Below are 15,486 nucleotides of genomic sequence, written 5' to 3'. Positions count from 1 at the left end.
GTGCCCTTTAAACCCTTAGTCACCGCAGGCATCGAGAACGTACTGAATGCCTTTCTGTATCGCGCACCCGCGCTGAAGGCAGCGCGTCAGCGGCTGAACGGAAAGGTGCTGCGTATCGTTTTAAAAGAGTTCTCGACGCCGCTCGTGCTGGTCTTCAGCGAACGCCAGCTTGACGTTCTGGGTGAGTGGGAAGGCGAGGCCGACTGCTCGGTCATTACGCACGTGAGCGTCCTGCCAAAACTGCGTGATCGCCAACAGCTTACGGCACTCATCCGCAGCGGTGAGCTGGAGGTGGAAGGCGATATTCAGGTCGTGCAAAACTTCGTTGCGCTCAGCGATCTGGCTGAGTTCGACCCGGCAGAACTGCTCGCGCCCTTTATCGGCGATATTGCCGCCGAAGGGATCGGTAAAGCCCTTCATGGCGGTGCGGCTTTCCTGCGCAAAAGCCTGCAGCGTCAGCAGCGCTACGCGGCAGAAGTGCTGACCGAAGAGTGGCGTATGGCGCCCGGTCCGCTGGAAGTGGCCTGGTTTGCGGAAGAAACCGCGGCTGTAGAACGTGCGGTTGATGCGTTAACCAAACGGCTGGAAAAACTGGAGGGCAAATGACGCCTGGTGAAATTCGGCGCCTCTACTTTATCGTTCGCACCTTTCTGAGCTACGGGCTCGACGAACTTATCCCCAGAATGCGTATCACGCTGCCGCTTCGAATCTGGCGACGCACGCTGTTCTGGATGCCAAATCGTCATAAAGATAAGGTTTTAGGCGAGCGCCTGCGTCTTGCACTGCAGGAGCTGGGTCCGGTATGGATCAAGTTTGGTCAGATGCTCTCTACCCGCCGCGATCTCTTCCCGCCGCAAATTGCCGATGAACTGGCGATGCTGCAGGATCGTGTTGCGCCATTTGACGGTGAGCGAGCGAAGAAGCAGATCGAAGAATCAATGGGCAATATTCCCGTTGAAACCTGGTTTGACGATTTCGACATTCAGCCTCTGGCATCTGCGTCCATTGCTCAGGTGCACACGGCACGGTTGAAAGAAAACGGCAAAGAGGTGGTTATCAAGGTCATCCGCCCGGATATCCTGCCGATCATTAAAGCTGACATGAAGCTGATTTATCGTCTGGCCCGCTGGGTGCCGCGCCTGCTGCCTGATGGTCGCCGCCTGCGTCCTATGGAAGTGGTGCGCGAATATGAAAAAACGCTGATAGATGAGCTGAACCTGCTTCGCGAATCCGCGAACGCCATCCAGCTGCGCCGTAACTTCGAAGACAGCCCGATGCTCTATGTGCCTGAGGTCTATTCTGACTACTGCAGTCAGAACATGATGGTCATGGAGCGTATTTACGGCATTCCAGTTTCGGATGTGGTTGCGCTGGAGAAGCAGGGTACCAACATGAAGCTGCTGGCCGAACGCGGTGTGCAGGTCTTCTTTACCCAGGTCTTTCGCGACAGCTTTTTCCATGCGGACATGCACCCCGGCAATATCTTTGTCAGCTATGAACATCCCGAGGATCCGAAGTATATCGGCATCGACTGCGGCATTGTTGGCTCGCTCAACAAAGAGGATAAGCGTTACCTCGCGGAGAACTTCATCGCCTTCTTTAACCGTGACTACCGCAAGGTGGCGGAGCTGCACGTGGACTCCGGATGGGTTCCGCCAGACACCAACGTTGAAGAGTTTGAATTCGCTATCCGCACCGTCTGCGAGCCGATTTTTGAAAAACCGCTGTCAGAGATCTCTTTTGGCCACGTCTTGTTGAACTTGTTTAACACGGCGCGCCGCTTCAATATGGAAGTGCAGCCACAATTAGTTTTACTCCAGAAAACATTACTTTACGTTGAGGGCGTAGGCCGCCAGCTCTATCCTCAGTTAGACTTGTGGAAAACCGCGAAACCTTTCCTCGAATCCTGGATTAAGGATCAGGTCGGCATTCCCGCGCTGGTTCGCTCTCTCAAGGAGAAAGGCCCGTTCTGGATTGAAAAAATGCCTGAAATTCCTGAACTGGTTTACGACAGTTTGCGTCAGAGCAAGAACCTTCAGCACAGCATGGATAAAATCGCGCACGAGCTTCAGACCAGTCGTGCTCGCCAGGGTCAATCACGCTATCTCTTTGGCATTGGCGCGACACTGCTGCTGAGCGGTACGCTGCTGCTGATCAATCGCCCGGACTGGGAGATGATGCCCGCCTGGCTTATGGCCGCAGGCGTCGTGGTGTGGCTTGCAGGTTGGAGAAAAACGCGCTGAATTGGCGTCGCTATCACCGGGTTGCATTTGTATAATGCGATCTGACTAATTAATCATCTATCACTGGGGAATACGTATGGGTGGTATCAGTATCTGGCAATTAGTAATCATTGCCGTCATCGTTGTGCTGCTGTTTGGCACAAAAAAACTCGGTTCTATTGGTTCCGATCTTGGCGCGTCAATCAAAGGCTTTAAGAAAGCCATGGGTGATGACGAGAACAAGCAGGACAAAAACAGCCAGGATGCTGATTTTACTGCAAAGTCTATCTCTGAAAAGCAAGATGACGCCAAAAAGGAAGACGCTAAACGCCACGACAAAGAGCAGGTGTAATTCGTGTTCGACATTGGTTTTGGTGAGCTGCTGCTGGTCTTTGTGATTGGCCTGATTGTACTGGGGCCGCAGCGTTTACCCGTTGCGGTGAAAACCGTCGTGGGTTGGGTGCGTGCGCTTCGCTCGCTGGCAACGACCGTGCAAAACGAACTGGCTCAGGAGCTTAAGCTCCAGGAATTTCAGGACAGCCTGAAAAAGGTTGAGAAGGCGAGCATGGAGAACCTGACGCCGGAGCTGAAAGCTTCTATGGATGAGCTGCGCGAAGCGGCAGAGTCGATGAAGCGCTCTTACAGCATCAACGATCCTGAAAAGGCGAGCGACGAAGCTAACACTATCCATAACCCGGTAGTGAAGGGCAGTGAAGAGGAGCGCGAAGGGGTAACGCCTTCCAGCGCCGAGCATCAGGCTGACGCGCCAGAACAGACGCCGCAGGAGCCTGAAGTGAAAAAGCAGGTACCGTCAGACGAGCCCGTGGTAAAAGCGGCGGAAGCCAAACCTGCCGCACCCGTTTCCGAATCATCCCCATCCTCAAGTGATAAAGCGTAAACATGGCAGTAGATGATACCCAACCGCTCATCGCGCACCTCATTGAACTGCGCAAGCGCCTGTTAAACTGCATTATTGCGGTTTTCCTCATATTCCTGTGCCTGGTCTATTTCGCCAACGATATCTACCAGGTGGTCTCTGCGCCCCTGATTAAACAGATGCCGCTGGGCGCGACGATGATTGCGACGGACGTGGCCTCACCGTTCTTCACCCCAATCAAGCTGACCTTCTGGGTCTCGTTGATTGCGTCTGCACCGGTGATTTTGTACCAGGTCTGGGCCTTCGTCGCCCCGGCGCTGTATAAGCATGAACGCAAGCTGGTGATCCCGCTGCTGGTATCCAGCTCGCTGCTGTTCTATATCGGCATGGCGTTTGCCTATTTCGTTGTCTTCCCCCTGGCCTTTGGCTTCCTGACGCATACCGCGCCGGAAGGGGTTCAGGTATCGACAGACATCGCCAGCTATCTCAGCTTCGTCATGGCGCTGTTTATGGCGTTCGGCGTGGCGTTCGAAGTGCCGGTAGCAATCGTCCTGCTCTGCTGGGTTGGGGTGACCACGCCTGACGATCTCCGTAAGAAGCGCCCCTACATTCTTGTGGGTGCGTTTGTAGTGGGCATGCTGCTGACGCCACCGGATGTCTTCTCCCAGACCCTGCTGGCAATACCGATGTACTGTTTGTTTGAAGTTGGCGTGTTCTTCTCGCGCTTCTACGTGGGCAAACGACGTCCGCAGGAAGATGAAGAAGACGGGTCAGAAAAGACCACAGAAGAGTAAAACCAGCCGCCCGTCAGGGCGGTTGTCATATGGGGATTTGCATGTTTGATATCGGACTTAATCTGACCAGCTCGCAGTTTGCAAAAGATCGCGATGAGGTCGTTGCACACGCCTTTGCTGCCGGGGTGAAAGGGCTGCTGCTGACCGGAACCAACCTGCACGAGAGCGAACAGGCGCAGCTGCTGGCGCAGCGCTATGACGACTGCTGGTCAACCGCAGGTGTCCACCCGCACGACAGCAGCCAGTGGTCGAATGAAAGCGCTGAGTCGCTTTATGCTCTGGCGAAAACGCCCGAGGTGGTGGCTATCGGCGAGTGCGGCCTCGATTTCAACCGCAACTTTTCTACGCCAGAAGAACAGGAAAAGGCATTTACCGCACAGCTCGCGCTGGCCGCAGAACTCGGAATGCCGGTATTTATGCACTGCCGCGACGCGCACGCTCGCTTTCTCACCCTGCTGGAGCCATGGTTGGATAAACTGCCGGGTGCCGTGCTGCACTGCTTTACCGGGTCACATCAGGACGCGCTGGAGTGTCTGGATCGCGGGCTGTATCTGGGCATTACCGGCTGGGTTTGCGATGAACGACGCGGGCTGGAGCTGCGTGAGCTGCTGCCGGCGATACCGGCTGAACGCCTGCTGGTTGAAACCGATGCGCCCTACCTGCTGCCGCGCGATAGGAAGCCCAAACCACCTTCGCGGCGTAATGAACCGGCGTATCTTGGGCATATTGTTGAAAGGGTGGCACTCTGGCGTGGGGAAGATCCACGCCAGCTGTCGGCGCAAACGGATGACAACGTGCGTCGCCTGTTCGGGATAGACTTTTAAACTTTGCGGAAGTCGGTGTTTTTAACGCTCTGCAGCACCTGCTTGTTTAGCAGGTTAAGCAGCAGCATAGAGCGTGCTTCGCCGTCTGGCTCGGCGAATATGGCCTGCAAGCCTTCGAAGGCACCTTCCGTGATCACCACGCTGTCACCTTCATAGGGCGTTTCCGGGTCGGTAATGCCTTCCGGCTGTTGGTAGACAGAAAGTTGATGAATGACCCTGGAAGGAACCGTCGCCGGGCTGGCGCCAAAGCGGACGAAGTGGCTGACCCCGCGCGTTGCGCTGATGGTGGTGGTATGGATCACCTCCGGGTCAAATTCGACGAACAGGTAGTTTGGGAAAAGAGGTTCGCTAACGGTTGCACGTTTCCCGCGCTGCATTTTTTCAAGCGTGATCACGGGTGTCAGACAGTTTACGGACTGACGTTCAAGATGTTCCTGCGCGCGCTGAAGTTGCCCGCGTTTGCAATACAGTAAATACCAGGCCTGCATAATCACTCTTTCCCTTAGTTTCGGGCGCAAGCATATCAAAACCCTGGCGGGATCGCTAAGGTGATTATAATGGCCGATAAGGGGGTAAGTCGCGGAAGTTCACGCTAATTTAACAAAATTACAGCATCCCGCAGGCTTACGCCGTATAATGAAGCGCTTACAGAGAGGCCATGACTAACTGCATGAAATACCACGATCTACGCGACTTCCTGGCGCTGCTGGAAAAGCAGGGCGAACTCAAACGCATTACTCAATCTGTTGATCCTTATCTGGAAATGACAGAGATTGCTGACCGCACCCTGCGTGCCGGTGGCCCTGCTCTGCTGTTTGAAAACCCTAAAGGCTATTCCATGCCGGTGCTGTGCAACCTGTTTGGCACGCCGCGCCGCGTGGCAATGGGTATGGGGCAAGAAGACGTCGCGGCGCTGCGTGAAGTCGGCAAACTGCTGGCCTTCCTGAAAGAACCGGAGCCGCCAAAGGGTTTCCGGGACCTGTTCGATAAGCTGCCGCAGTTTAAGCAGGTGTTGAACATGCCAACCAAACGCCTGCGCGGTGCGCCGTGCCAGCAGAAAGTGCTGGAAGGCGATGCGGTCGATCTGACAAAAATTCCCATCATGCAATGCTGGCCTGACGATGCCGCCCCGCTTATCACCTGGGGGTTGACCGTCACGCGCGGTCCCCACAAAGAGCGCCAAAATCTGGGGATTTACCGCCAGCAGCTGATTGGTAAGAATAAGCTCATAATGCGCTGGCTATCCCATCGCGGCGGCGCGCTTGATTTCCAGGAGTGGTGTGCGGAGCATCCCGGCGAGCGATTCCCGGTATCGGTGGCGCTGGGCGCAGACCCGGCGACCATTCTGGGCGCGGTCACGCCTGTGCCTGATACGCTGTCCGAATACGCCTTTGCAGGCCTGCTGCGCGGGACGAAAACGGAAGTGGTGAAGTGTATTTCGAACGATCTTGAAGTACCGGCCAGCGCAGAGATTGTGTTGGAAGGGTACATTGAGCAGGGTGAGATGGCGCCGGAAGGGCCATACGGCGATCACACGGGTTATTACAACGAAATCGATAATTTCCCGGTGTTTACCGTCACGCACATCACCCAGCGTGAAGACGCTATTTATCACTCCACCTATACCGGCCGACCGCCGGATGAACCGGCGGTGCTGGGCGTGGCGCTGAATGAAGTCTTTGTGCCAATTTTGCAGAAACAGTTTCCGGAAATTGTTGATTTCTACCTGCCACCTGAGGGATGTTCGTATCGTCTGGCGGTAGTAACAATCAAGAAGCAGTATGCGGGTCACGCCAAACGCGTGATGATGGGCGTATGGTCATTCCTTCGCCAGTTTATGTATACCAAATTTGTGATTGTTTGCGATGATGACGTTAACGCCCGCGACTGGAATGACGTTATCTGGGCCATTACCACGCGTATGGACCCGGCGCGCGACACGGTGTTAGTCGAAAACACGCCGATAGATTATCTGGACTTTGCCTCGCCGGTTTCAGGGCTTGGCTCAAAAATGGGACTGGATGCCACAAACAAATGGCCTGGCGAAACCGATCGTGAATGGGGTCGCCCGATCAAAAAAGATCCTGCCGTGACCGCGCGAATTGACGCGATCTGGGACGAACTGGCCATAATGAATAACGGTAAACCCGAATCTGACCGTTAAGCCCTTTAGACTTCCCGACAGAGAGAGCGAATGACAACCTTAAGCTGTAAAGTGACCTCGGTAGATGCTATTACCGACACCGTATATCGCGTCCGTTTAGTGCCAGAAGCGGCATTCTCTTTCCGCGCCGGTCAGTACTTAATGGTCGTGATGGATGAACGTGATAAACGTCCTTTTTCTATGGCCTCTACGCCAGCGGAGCAGGAATTTATTGAGCTTCACATCGGTGCGTCAGAGCTTAACTTGTACGCGATGGCGGTTATGGATCGTATTCTGAAGGAACGCGAAATCGTCGTGGATATGCCGCACGGCGAGGCGTGGCTGCGTGATGATGAAGACCGTCCGCTGATCCTGATTGCCGGCGGCACGGGCTTCTCTTACGTACGCTCCATTCTGCTGACCGCACTGGCGCGTAATCCAGACCGTGATATCACTATCTACTGGGGCGGCCGCGAAGAGAAACATCTGTACGATCTGTCTGAACTGGAAGCGCTGAGCGTAACCCATTCCAACCTGCGCATTGAGCCGGTTGTCGAACAGCCGGAAGAGGGCTGGCGTGGGCGCAGCGGCACGGTGTTGACGGCGGTATTGCAGGATCACGGTACGCTGGCCGGACACGATATCTATATCGCTGGCCGTTTTGAAATGGCGAAAATTGCCCGTGACCTGTTCTGTAACGAACGTGACGCGCGCGAAGACCGCCTGTTCGGCGATGCGTTTGCCTTCATTTAAATAAAAAACCCGCCCCTGACAGGCGGGAAGAACGGCAACTAAACTGTTTCTCTTCGCCAATGACGCCAGTGGCGGTGAGATTCCTCTCGTAGGCCGGGAAAGCGCAGCGCCTCCCGGCAAAAGCCCGATGGCGCGATGCCTATCGGGCCTACGTTATAGCCTTACACTCTCTCAAATACCGTCGCGATACCCTGACCCAGCCCGATACACATCGTTGCCAGACCAAACTGGGCATCTTTGCGTTCCATCAGGTTAATCAGCGTGGTGCTGATACGCGCCCCGGAGCAGCCCAGCGGGTGACCGAGGGCGATCGCGCCGCCGTTGAGGTTAATCTTCTCGTCGATCTGCTCCATCAGCCCCAGATCTTTAATGCACGGCAGTATTTGCGCGGCGAAGGCTTCGTTCATCTCAAACAGGTCGATATCGCTGGCGGTTAAACCCGCTTTTTTCAGCGCCAGCTTCGAGGCCGGAACCGGGCCGTAGCCCATGATTGAAGGATCGCAGCCCACGACCGCCATCGAGCGTACGCGAGCGCGCGGCGTCAGGCCCAGCTCGCGGGCACGGCTTTCGCTCATCACCAGCATCGCGGCGGCACCGTCTGACAGCGCCGACGACGTACCTGCCGTTACCGTGCCGGTAACCGGATCAAATGCCGGACGCAGTGCGGAAAGAGCTTCAACCGTCGTTTCCGGGCGGATGACTTCATCGTAGCTGAACTGCTTCAGTACGCCGTCTGCGTCGTGACCGCCGGTCGGGATGATCTCATTCTTAAAGGCGCCGGACTGTGTCGCCGCCCATGCGCGAGCGTGAGAGCGCGCGGCAAAGGCATCCTGCATTTCACGGCTAATGCCGTGCAGACGAGAGAGCATCTCGGCGGTCAGTCCCATCATGCCCGCGGCTTTCGCCACGTTACGGCTCATGCCCGGGTGGAAATCGACCCCGTGGCTCATCGGAACGTGGCCCATATGCTCCACGCCGCCGACCAGACAGGCCTGCGCATCGCCGGTCATGATCATGCGCGCCGCGTCGTGCAGCGCCTGCATCGACGACCCACACAGGCGGTTCACGGTGACGGCCGGAACCGAGTGGGGGATCTCCGCCAGCAGCGACGCGTTACGGGCGATATTGAAACCTTGCTCCAGGGTCTGCTGCACGCAGCCCCAGTAGATATCGTCCAGCGCAGCAGGATCCAGCGCCGGGTTGCGCGCCAGCAGGCTGCGCATCAGATGCGCGGAGAGGTCTTCCGCGCGCACGTTACGGAACGCGCCGCCTTTTGAACGGCCCATCGGGGTGCGAATCGCATCAACAATGACAACCTTTTCCATTGTGACTCCTTAAGCCGTTTTCAGCTCGCCAACCGGACGGGCTGGCTCAACTGATGGATAGTAGGGTTCGTTATGGCGCGCTTTGTTACGCAGCCCTTCCGGCACGTCGTACAGCGGGCCGAGGTGCTGGTATTGCTGAGCCATATCGAGATAGCGGGCGCTGCCGAGCGTATCCAGCCAGCGGAACGCGCCGCCGTGGAACGGAGGGAAGCCCAGACCATAAACCAGCGCCATGTCGGCTTCCGCCGGGCTGGCGATAATGCCTTCTTCGAGGCAACGCACCACTTCGTTGATCATCGGGATCATCATGCGGGCGACGATCTCATCGTCCGTGAAGTCGCGTTTCGGCGGGCAAACGTCGGCCAGCAGGCCATCGACCACGGCATCTTCTTCTTTCTTCGGTTTGCCTTTGCTGTCTTCTTTATAGCGCCAGAAGCCCAGACCGTTTTTCTGCCCGAAGCGGTTGGCATCGAACAGGGCGTCAATGGCGTCGCGATAATCTTTCTGCATGCGCTGCGGGAAGCCTGCCGCCATGACAGCCTGAGCGTGGTGGGCGGTGTCGATGCCGACCACGTCCAGCAGATACGCCGGGCCCATCGGCCAGCCGAACTGTTTTTCCATCACTTTGTCGATTTTGCGGAAGTCCGCCCCGTCGCGCAGCAGCTGGCTGAAGCCGGCGAAGTACGGGAACAGCACGCGGTTGACGAAGAAGCCCGGGCAGTCGTTGACCACAATCGGCGTTTTGCCCATTTTGCTGGCCCACGCCACCACTTTGGCGATGGTTTCGTCAGAGGTTTTTTCCCCACGGATCACTTCGACCAGCGGCATACGGTGTACCGGGTTGAAGAAGTGCATCCCGCAGAAGTTTTCCGGACGCTTCAGCACGCTCGCCAGTTCGCCGATTGGGATGGTGGAGGTGTTAGAGGCCAGCACGGTTTCCGGACGAACCTTATCTTCCGTTTCGGCCAGCACCGCTTTTTTGACTTTCGGGTTTTCCACGACCGCTTCAACGACCACGTCCACGCGGTCAAAACCGCTGTATTCGAGCGTCGGCTGAATGGTGGAGATCACGCCTGCGAGCTTCAGACCATCAATTTTGCCGCGCTCCAGCTGTTTATTCAGCAGCTTGGCGGCTTCGTTCATGCCGAGCGTCAGGGATTTCTCGCTGATGTCCTTCATCACCACTGGCACGCCTTTCCAGGCAGACTGGTAAGCGATGCCGCCGCCCATAATGCCGGCGCCGAGAACCGCCGCGTGTTTTGGCGTTTCGACGTTTTTAGTCAGCTGTTTGGCTTTGCCTTTAACGAACTGATCGTTGAGGAAGATGCCAACCAGCGCGCGGGCTTCATTGGTGTGGGCCAGCGGCACAAAGCTCTGATTTTCGAGCTTCAGCGCTTCATCGCGGCCCAGACGGGCAGCGGCTTCAATGGTTTTTACCGCCGTGATCGGCGCCGGGTAATGTTTGCCCGCGGTCTGCATCACCATGCCCTTGGCGATGGTAAAGCTCATGGTGGCTTCAATTTTGCTGAGCTTTAACGGCTCCAGCTTCGGCTGGCGTTTGGCTTTCCAGTCGAGATCGCCGTTAATGGCCTGACGCAGAATGGCGAGTGCGCCTTCAACCAGTTTCTCTGGTTTCACGATGCCGTCGACTAGGCCGATTTTCTGCGCCTGTTCGGCGCCAACGTCTTTACCCGCCGCGATGATTTCCAGGGCGCTGTCTGCACCCAGCATGCGCGGCATACGTACGGAGCCGCCGAAGCCCGGCATGATGCCCAGCTTGGTTTCCGGCAGGCCAATGCGCAGATCGGGCGTCGCCAGACGGTAGTCGGTGGCAAGCACGCATTCGCACCCGCCGCCCAGCGCGTAGCCGTTCACGGCGGAGATCGTTGGCACAGGTAAATCTTCCAGACGATTAAAGACGCTGTTAGCAAAGTGCAGCCACTGGCTCAGCTGTTCTTCAGGAACCAGGAACAGCGACAGGAATTCGGTGATATCAGCACCGACAATAAAGGCCGCTTTGTTGGAGCGCAGCAGCAGCCCTTTTAATTCGGATTGTTTTTCCAGTACGTCCAGCGCCTGGCCAAGACTGGCCACCGTCGCGGTATCGAGCTTGTTTACTGAGCCGGGGGCATCGAACACCAGTTCGGCAATGCCGTCTTCCAGCCAGTTAAGATATAGGGTGTCGCCTTTGTAGAGCATGTCAGTCTCCTGAATCCAGCAAGTGGATCTGGTCATACCAGATGAGACGGAGTGTGGAATTTATGTTAATAAAATGCAAATTACTCATTAAGAAATTGCTGCATTGATCACGGTCGGTGGAAATCACGCAGTCGGAGTGAGGTGTGCTAAGATGCGTTGACTTGAGGTCAAAAAAACGAAAGGAAGAATGATGGACTCACTGGCTTCGCTTTATAAAAATCATATCGTTACCCTACAGGAACGTACCCGCGATGTACTGGCGCGCTTCAAGCTGGATGCTCTGCTGATCCACTCCGGCGAGCTGATGAATACGTTCCTTGATGACCATGCCTATCCGTTCAAGGTTAACCCGCAGTTTAAAGCCTGGGTGCCGGTCACGCAGGTGCCAAATTGCTGGCTGCTGGTGGACGGCGTGAACAAGCCAAAACTGTGGTTCTATCTGCCGGTGGATTACTGGCACAACGTGGAGCCGCTGCCGACCTCGTTCTGGACCGAAGAAATTGATGTGATTGCCCTGCCAAAAGCGGACGGTATTGGCAGCCAGCTGCCTGCGGCGCGTGGCAACATCGGCTATATTGGCCCTGTACCGGAACGTGCGCTGGGTCTGGATATTGCAGCCGATAAACTCAACCCGAAAGGGGTGCTGGATTATCTGCACTACTACCGCGCGTATAAGACTGATTACGAACTCTACTGCATGCGTGAAGCGCAAAAAACGGCGGTCAATGGTCATCGTGCGGCGCATGAAGCGTTCCAGTCTGGTATGAGCGAATTCGATATCAACCAGGCCTACCTGACGGCCACCGGCCACCGTGATACCGACGTGCCTTACAGCAATATCGTCGCGCTCAACGAGCATGCGTCCGTTCTGCACTACACCAAACTGGATCACCAGGTTCCGTCCGAGATGCGCAGCTTCCTGCTGGATGCGGGTGCAGAGTATAACGGCTATGCGGCTGACCTGACCCGTACCTGGGCGGCTAATTCAGATACCGATTTCGCGCAGCTGATTAAAGACGTTAATGACGAACAGCTGGCGCTTATCGGCACCATGAAGGCCGGCACCAGCTATGTGGATTACCACATCCAGTTCCATCAGCGCATCGCCAAACTGCTGCGTAAGCATCAGATTGTGAAGGACATGAGCGAAGAGGCGATGGTCGAGAACGATCTGACCGGGCCATTTATGCCGCACGGTATCGGCCACCCGCTGGGCCTGCAGGTTCACGACGTGGCGGGCTTTATGCAGGATGATACCGGCACGCATCTGGCGGCGCCGTCTAAATATCCTTACCTGCGCTGCACCCGTATTCTCCAGCCGCGCATGGTATTGACCTTCGAGCCGGGCATCTACTTTATCGAGTCTCTGCTTGCGCCGTGGCGCGAAGGCCAGTTCAGCAAGCACTTCAACTGGGAAAAAATTGACGCGCTGAAGCCGTTTGGCGGCATTCGCATCGAAGATAACGTGGTTATCCATGAAAACGGTATCGAGAACATGACGCGAGACCTGAAGCTGGCCTGATGGATAGCTGGCTGATACCGGCTGAACCGGTCACCTTTGTTGAGGAAATCAAGAAAAGCCGCTTCATCACGCTGCTGGCGCATACCGACGGCGTAGAGGCGGCAAAGGCGTTCGTTGAGTCCGTGCGCGCTGAGCATCCTGATGCCCGCCACCACTGTGTGGCCTGGGTCGCGGGGCCGCCGAACGATTCACAGCAGCTGGGATTTTCCGATGACGGTGAACCGGCGGGCACGGCCGGTAAACCTATGCTCTCCCAGCTTATGGGCAGCGGCGTGGGTGAAATCACCGCCGTAGTGGTGCGCTACTACGGCGGCATTTTATTGGGCACGGGTGGGCTGGTGAAAGCCTACGGTGGCGGTGTCCAGCAGGCGCTTAATCTGCTGATAACGACCCGCAAAACGCCGCTGACCGAATATACTTTGTTATGCGATTACGCCCAGCTCTCGGGCATTGAATCACTGCTTAAACAGTTTAACGGCGTGATTGCGCACAGTGATTACCAGGCGATGGTGCAATTACGCGTGGCGCTTCCACAGGCGGAACTGGCTGCTTTTTCAGCAAAACTGGCTGATTTTAGTCGCGGTTCGTTGCAATTGCTGCCGATTGAAGAATAATCCCCACCTCACTTTTTGAATACCAAAGGAAGCGGCAGAGATGCATTTTCGTGCCATAACCCGAATCGTTGGACTGCTGGTCATACTTTTCTCCGGGACGATGATTCTCCCTGGATTGGTGGCACTTATCTACCGGGACGGCGCGGGGCGGGCATTTACCCAGACCTTTTTTGTTGCGCTGGCAATCGGTTCGCTGCTGTGGTGGCCAAACCGTCGCGAAAAAGGGGAGCTGAAGTCCCGCGAAGGGTTTCTGATTGTGGTCCTGTTCTGGACGGTGCTGGGAAGCGTCGGTTCGCTGCCCTTTATCTTCTCTGAGCAGCCCAATCTGAGCATTACGGATGCCTTCTTCGAATCCTTCTCGGGTTTAACTACCACCGGTGCCACCACGCTGGTGGGGCTGGATTCGCTTCCGCACGCCATTCTCTTTTATCGTCAGATGCTGCAGTGGTTCGGCGGTATGGGGATCATCGTCCTGGCGGTCGCTATTCTGCCGATTCTGGGCGTGGGGGGGATGCAGCTCTATCGCGCCGAAATGCCCGGGCCGCTGAAAGATAACAAAATGCGCCCGCGTATTGCCGAGACGGCGAAAACCCTCTGGCTTATCTATGTCTTGCTGACGGTAGCCTGTGCGCTGGCGCTATGGTTCGCCGGGATGCCCGCTTTCGACGCCATCGGACACAGCTTTGCGACCATCGCCATCGGCGGGTTCTCTACGCACGATGCCAGCGTGGGCTACTTCGACAGCCCAACGATTAACACGATTATTGCCATCTTCCTGCTGATTTCAGGCTGTAACTACGGTCTGCACTTCTCTTTACTGAGCGGGCGCAGCCTGAAGGTGTACTGGCGTGACCCTGAATTCCGCATGTTTATTGGCGTCCAGCTGACGCTGGTGATCATCTGTACCCTGGTCTTGTGGTTCCACGATGTGTATAGCTCGGCGGTGACGACGCTAAACCAGGCCTTTTTCCAGGTGGTGTCGATGGCGACAACCGCCGGATTTACTACGGATAGCATTGCGCGCTGGCCGTTGTTCCTGCCGGTACTGCTGCTGTGTTCTGCTTTTATCGGGGGCTGTGCGGGATCAACGGGCGGTGGTCTGAAGGTGATTCGTATTTTACTGCTGTTTAAGCAGGGGAACCGTGAGCTGAAACGTCTGGTGCACCCGAACGCGGTATACAGCATCAAGCTCGGGAACCGAGCCCTGCCGGAACGCATTCTGGAAGCCGTGTGGGGATTTTTCTCTGCCTATGCGCTGGTCTTTATCGTCAGCATGCTGGCGATTATCGCGACAGGGGTTGATGATTTCTCCGCCTTTGCTTCCGTCGTGGCAACGCTCAATAACCTTGGACCCGGACTGGGCGTGGTGGCGGATAACTTTGCCAGCATGAACCCGGTTGCGAAATGGATCTTAATAGCCAACATGCTGTTTGGTCGTCTTGAGGTCTTTACGCTGCTGGTTCTGTTTACCCCTACATTCTGGCGCGAGTAAGGAGTCGTCGGTGAAAACACTTATTCTTTTCTCTACGCGAGACGGGCAAACGCGCGAGATTGCCTCTTATCTTGCATCTGAACTCAAAGAGCTGGGGATTTACTCGGATGTCGTGAACCTGAACCGCGCTGAACAGATCGCCTGGCAGGATTACGATCGCGTGGTGATTGGGGCATCTATTCGTTACGGTCATTTCCATCCGGCGCTGGATCGCTTTGTGAAAAAGCATACGGCGGTACTTAGCTCGTTGCCGGGGGCTTTCTATTCTGTAAACCTGGTTGCCCGTAAAGCGGAGAAGCGCACGCCGCAGACCAATAGCTACACGCGTAAGTTCTTACTGAATTCGCCCTGGCAGCCAGACCTGTGCGCGGTCTTTGCCGGAGCGCTGCGCTATCCACGCTATCGCTGGTACGACCGCTTTATGATTCGTCTTATTATGAAGATGACCGGCGGTGAAACCGATACGCATAAAGAAGTGGTTTATACCGACTGGACGCAGGTAGCCGGTTTTGCGCGGGAAATCGCACATTTAACGGGCGATTCGCGGTTTAAATAGGCGTGAAGTTTGAAAATTGAGCGAACGAAAAGTTTTTTGTATTTTATGCTTGTCACTTCAGAATAACTCCCTATAATGCGCCTCCACTGACACGGAACAACGGCTTACAGGCCGCCGGGTTAGCGGGGTTCAGCGATGAACGCCAGCAGAGAAAAGCGAAATAAA

At 56.0% G+C, this 15,486-nt stretch carries 15 protein-coding genes; 12 read left to right on the top strand and 3 right to left on the bottom strand.

What is annotated here, in order from left to right:
• From ubiJ to tatD, 6 genes are all read left to right on the top strand, one after another.
• Positions 1 to 606: a ubiquinone biosynthesis protein UbiJ gene (gene ubiJ, locus VPX56_RS21855; protein ID WP_131635671.1), complete on the top strand. Its 606-nt coding sequence runs from the start codon at positions 1 to 3 to the stop codon at positions 604 to 606.
• Positions 603 to 2,243 carry a ubiquinone biosynthesis regulatory protein kinase UbiB gene (gene ubiB / locus VPX56_RS21850; protein ID WP_131635670.1) on the top strand — a complete coding sequence of 547 codons (1,641 nt, stop codon included), beginning with the start codon at positions 603 to 605 and terminating at the stop codon, positions 2,241 to 2,243. Before ubiJ ends, ubiB begins: the two co-directional genes overlap by 4 nt.
• Before the next feature lie 76 nt (positions 2,244 to 2,319).
• Positions 2,320 to 2,574, top strand: a complete 255-nt coding sequence (tatA, locus tag VPX56_RS21845) for a Sec-independent protein translocase subunit TatA (RefSeq protein ID WP_263611293.1) — start codon at positions 2,320 to 2,322, stop codon at positions 2,572 to 2,574.
• A gap of 3 nt (positions 2,575 to 2,577) precedes the next feature.
• Positions 2,578 to 3,120, top strand: coding sequence for a Sec-independent protein translocase protein TatB (tatB, locus tag VPX56_RS21840; protein WP_326468889.1), 543 nt, complete (start codon positions 2,578 to 2,580; stop codon positions 3,118 to 3,120).
• Positions 3,121 to 3,122: 2 nt separating this feature from the next.
• On the top strand, positions 3,123 to 3,893 hold the full coding sequence (gene tatC, locus VPX56_RS21835; RefSeq protein ID WP_326468887.1) for a Sec-independent protein translocase subunit TatC: 771 nt from the start codon (positions 3,123 to 3,125) through the stop codon (positions 3,891 to 3,893).
• A 41-nt stretch (positions 3,894 to 3,934) separates the two neighbouring features.
• Positions 3,935 to 4,717: a 3'-5' ssDNA/RNA exonuclease TatD gene (gene tatD, locus VPX56_RS21830; protein WP_326468885.1), complete on the top strand. Its 783-nt coding sequence runs from the start codon at positions 3,935 to 3,937 to the stop codon at positions 4,715 to 4,717.
• Here tatD and rfaH read toward each other — a convergent pair.
• Positions 4,714 to 5,205 carry a transcription/translation regulatory transformer protein RfaH gene (gene rfaH / locus VPX56_RS21825; protein ID WP_131635665.1) on the bottom strand — a complete coding sequence of 164 codons (492 nt, stop codon included), beginning with the start codon at positions 5,203 to 5,205 and terminating at the stop codon, positions 4,714 to 4,716. The two genes, tatD and rfaH, sit on opposite strands and share 4 nt — an antisense overlap.
• Before the next feature lie 170 nt (positions 5,206 to 5,375).
• Between rfaH and ubiD the strand changes: the two genes are divergently transcribed.
• Together ubiD and fre are read left to right on the top strand one after the other, a co-directional pair.
• Complete coding sequence (gene ubiD / locus VPX56_RS21820; RefSeq protein ID WP_131635664.1) at positions 5,376 to 6,881, top strand: 4-hydroxy-3-polyprenylbenzoate decarboxylase; 1,506 nt, start codon at positions 5,376 to 5,378, stop codon at positions 6,879 to 6,881.
• A gap of 30 nt (positions 6,882 to 6,911) precedes the next feature.
• Complete coding sequence (gene fre / locus VPX56_RS21815; protein WP_263611296.1) at positions 6,912 to 7,613, top strand: NAD(P)H-flavin reductase; 702 nt, start codon at positions 6,912 to 6,914, stop codon at positions 7,611 to 7,613.
• A gap of 161 nt (positions 7,614 to 7,774) precedes the next feature.
• Here the strand turns inward: fre and fadA are convergent, their stop codons facing one another.
• Together fadA and fadB are read right to left on the bottom strand one after the other, a co-directional pair.
• Complete coding sequence (gene fadA, locus VPX56_RS21810; protein WP_263611297.1) at positions 7,775 to 8,938, bottom strand: acetyl-CoA C-acyltransferase FadA; 1,164 nt, start codon at positions 8,936 to 8,938, stop codon at positions 7,775 to 7,777.
• A 9-nt stretch (positions 8,939 to 8,947) separates the two neighbouring features.
• Entirely contained in the window at positions 8,948 to 11,137 is a 2,190-nt protein-coding gene (fadB, locus tag VPX56_RS21805; protein WP_326468879.1) for a fatty acid oxidation complex subunit alpha FadB, read from the bottom strand.
• Positions 11,138 to 11,327: 190 nt separating this feature from the next.
• Here fadB and pepQ point away from each other — a divergent pair, with 190 nt between their 5' ends.
• From pepQ to hemG, 4 genes are read left to right on the top strand one after another with little or no spacing between them, the layout of a single operon-like run.
• On the top strand, positions 11,328 to 12,659 hold the full coding sequence (gene pepQ, locus VPX56_RS21800) for a Xaa-Pro dipeptidase (protein ID WP_326472168.1): 1,332 nt from the start codon (positions 11,328 to 11,330) through the stop codon (positions 12,657 to 12,659).
• Positions 12,659 to 13,273 (top strand): IMPACT family protein, encoded by a 615-nt coding sequence (locus tag VPX56_RS21795; protein ID WP_326468877.1) that lies wholly within the window; start codon positions 12,659 to 12,661, stop codon positions 13,271 to 13,273. The genes pepQ and VPX56_RS21795 overlap by 1 nt, the downstream gene beginning before the upstream one ends.
• Positions 13,274 to 13,313: 40 nt before the next feature.
• The gene (gene trkH, locus VPX56_RS21790) at positions 13,314 to 14,765 is read left to right on the top strand and encodes a Trk system potassium transporter TrkH (protein WP_119936288.1); all 1,452 of its coding nucleotides are present in this window, start codon (positions 13,314 to 13,316) and stop codon (positions 14,763 to 14,765) included.
• A gap of 10 nt (positions 14,766 to 14,775) precedes the next feature.
• Entirely contained in the window at positions 14,776 to 15,321 is a 546-nt protein-coding gene (gene hemG / locus VPX56_RS21785; RefSeq protein WP_326468875.1) for a menaquinone-dependent protoporphyrinogen IX dehydrogenase, read from the top strand.
• Positions 15,322 to 15,486: the final 165 nt, after the last annotated feature.

This window comes from Enterobacter wuhouensis, assembly GCF_035835995.1.
Taxonomy (GTDB): domain Bacteria; phylum Pseudomonadota; class Gammaproteobacteria; order Enterobacterales; family Enterobacteriaceae; genus Enterobacter; species Enterobacter wuhouensis.
This window is presented reverse-complemented; position numbering and strand designations above follow the sequence as displayed.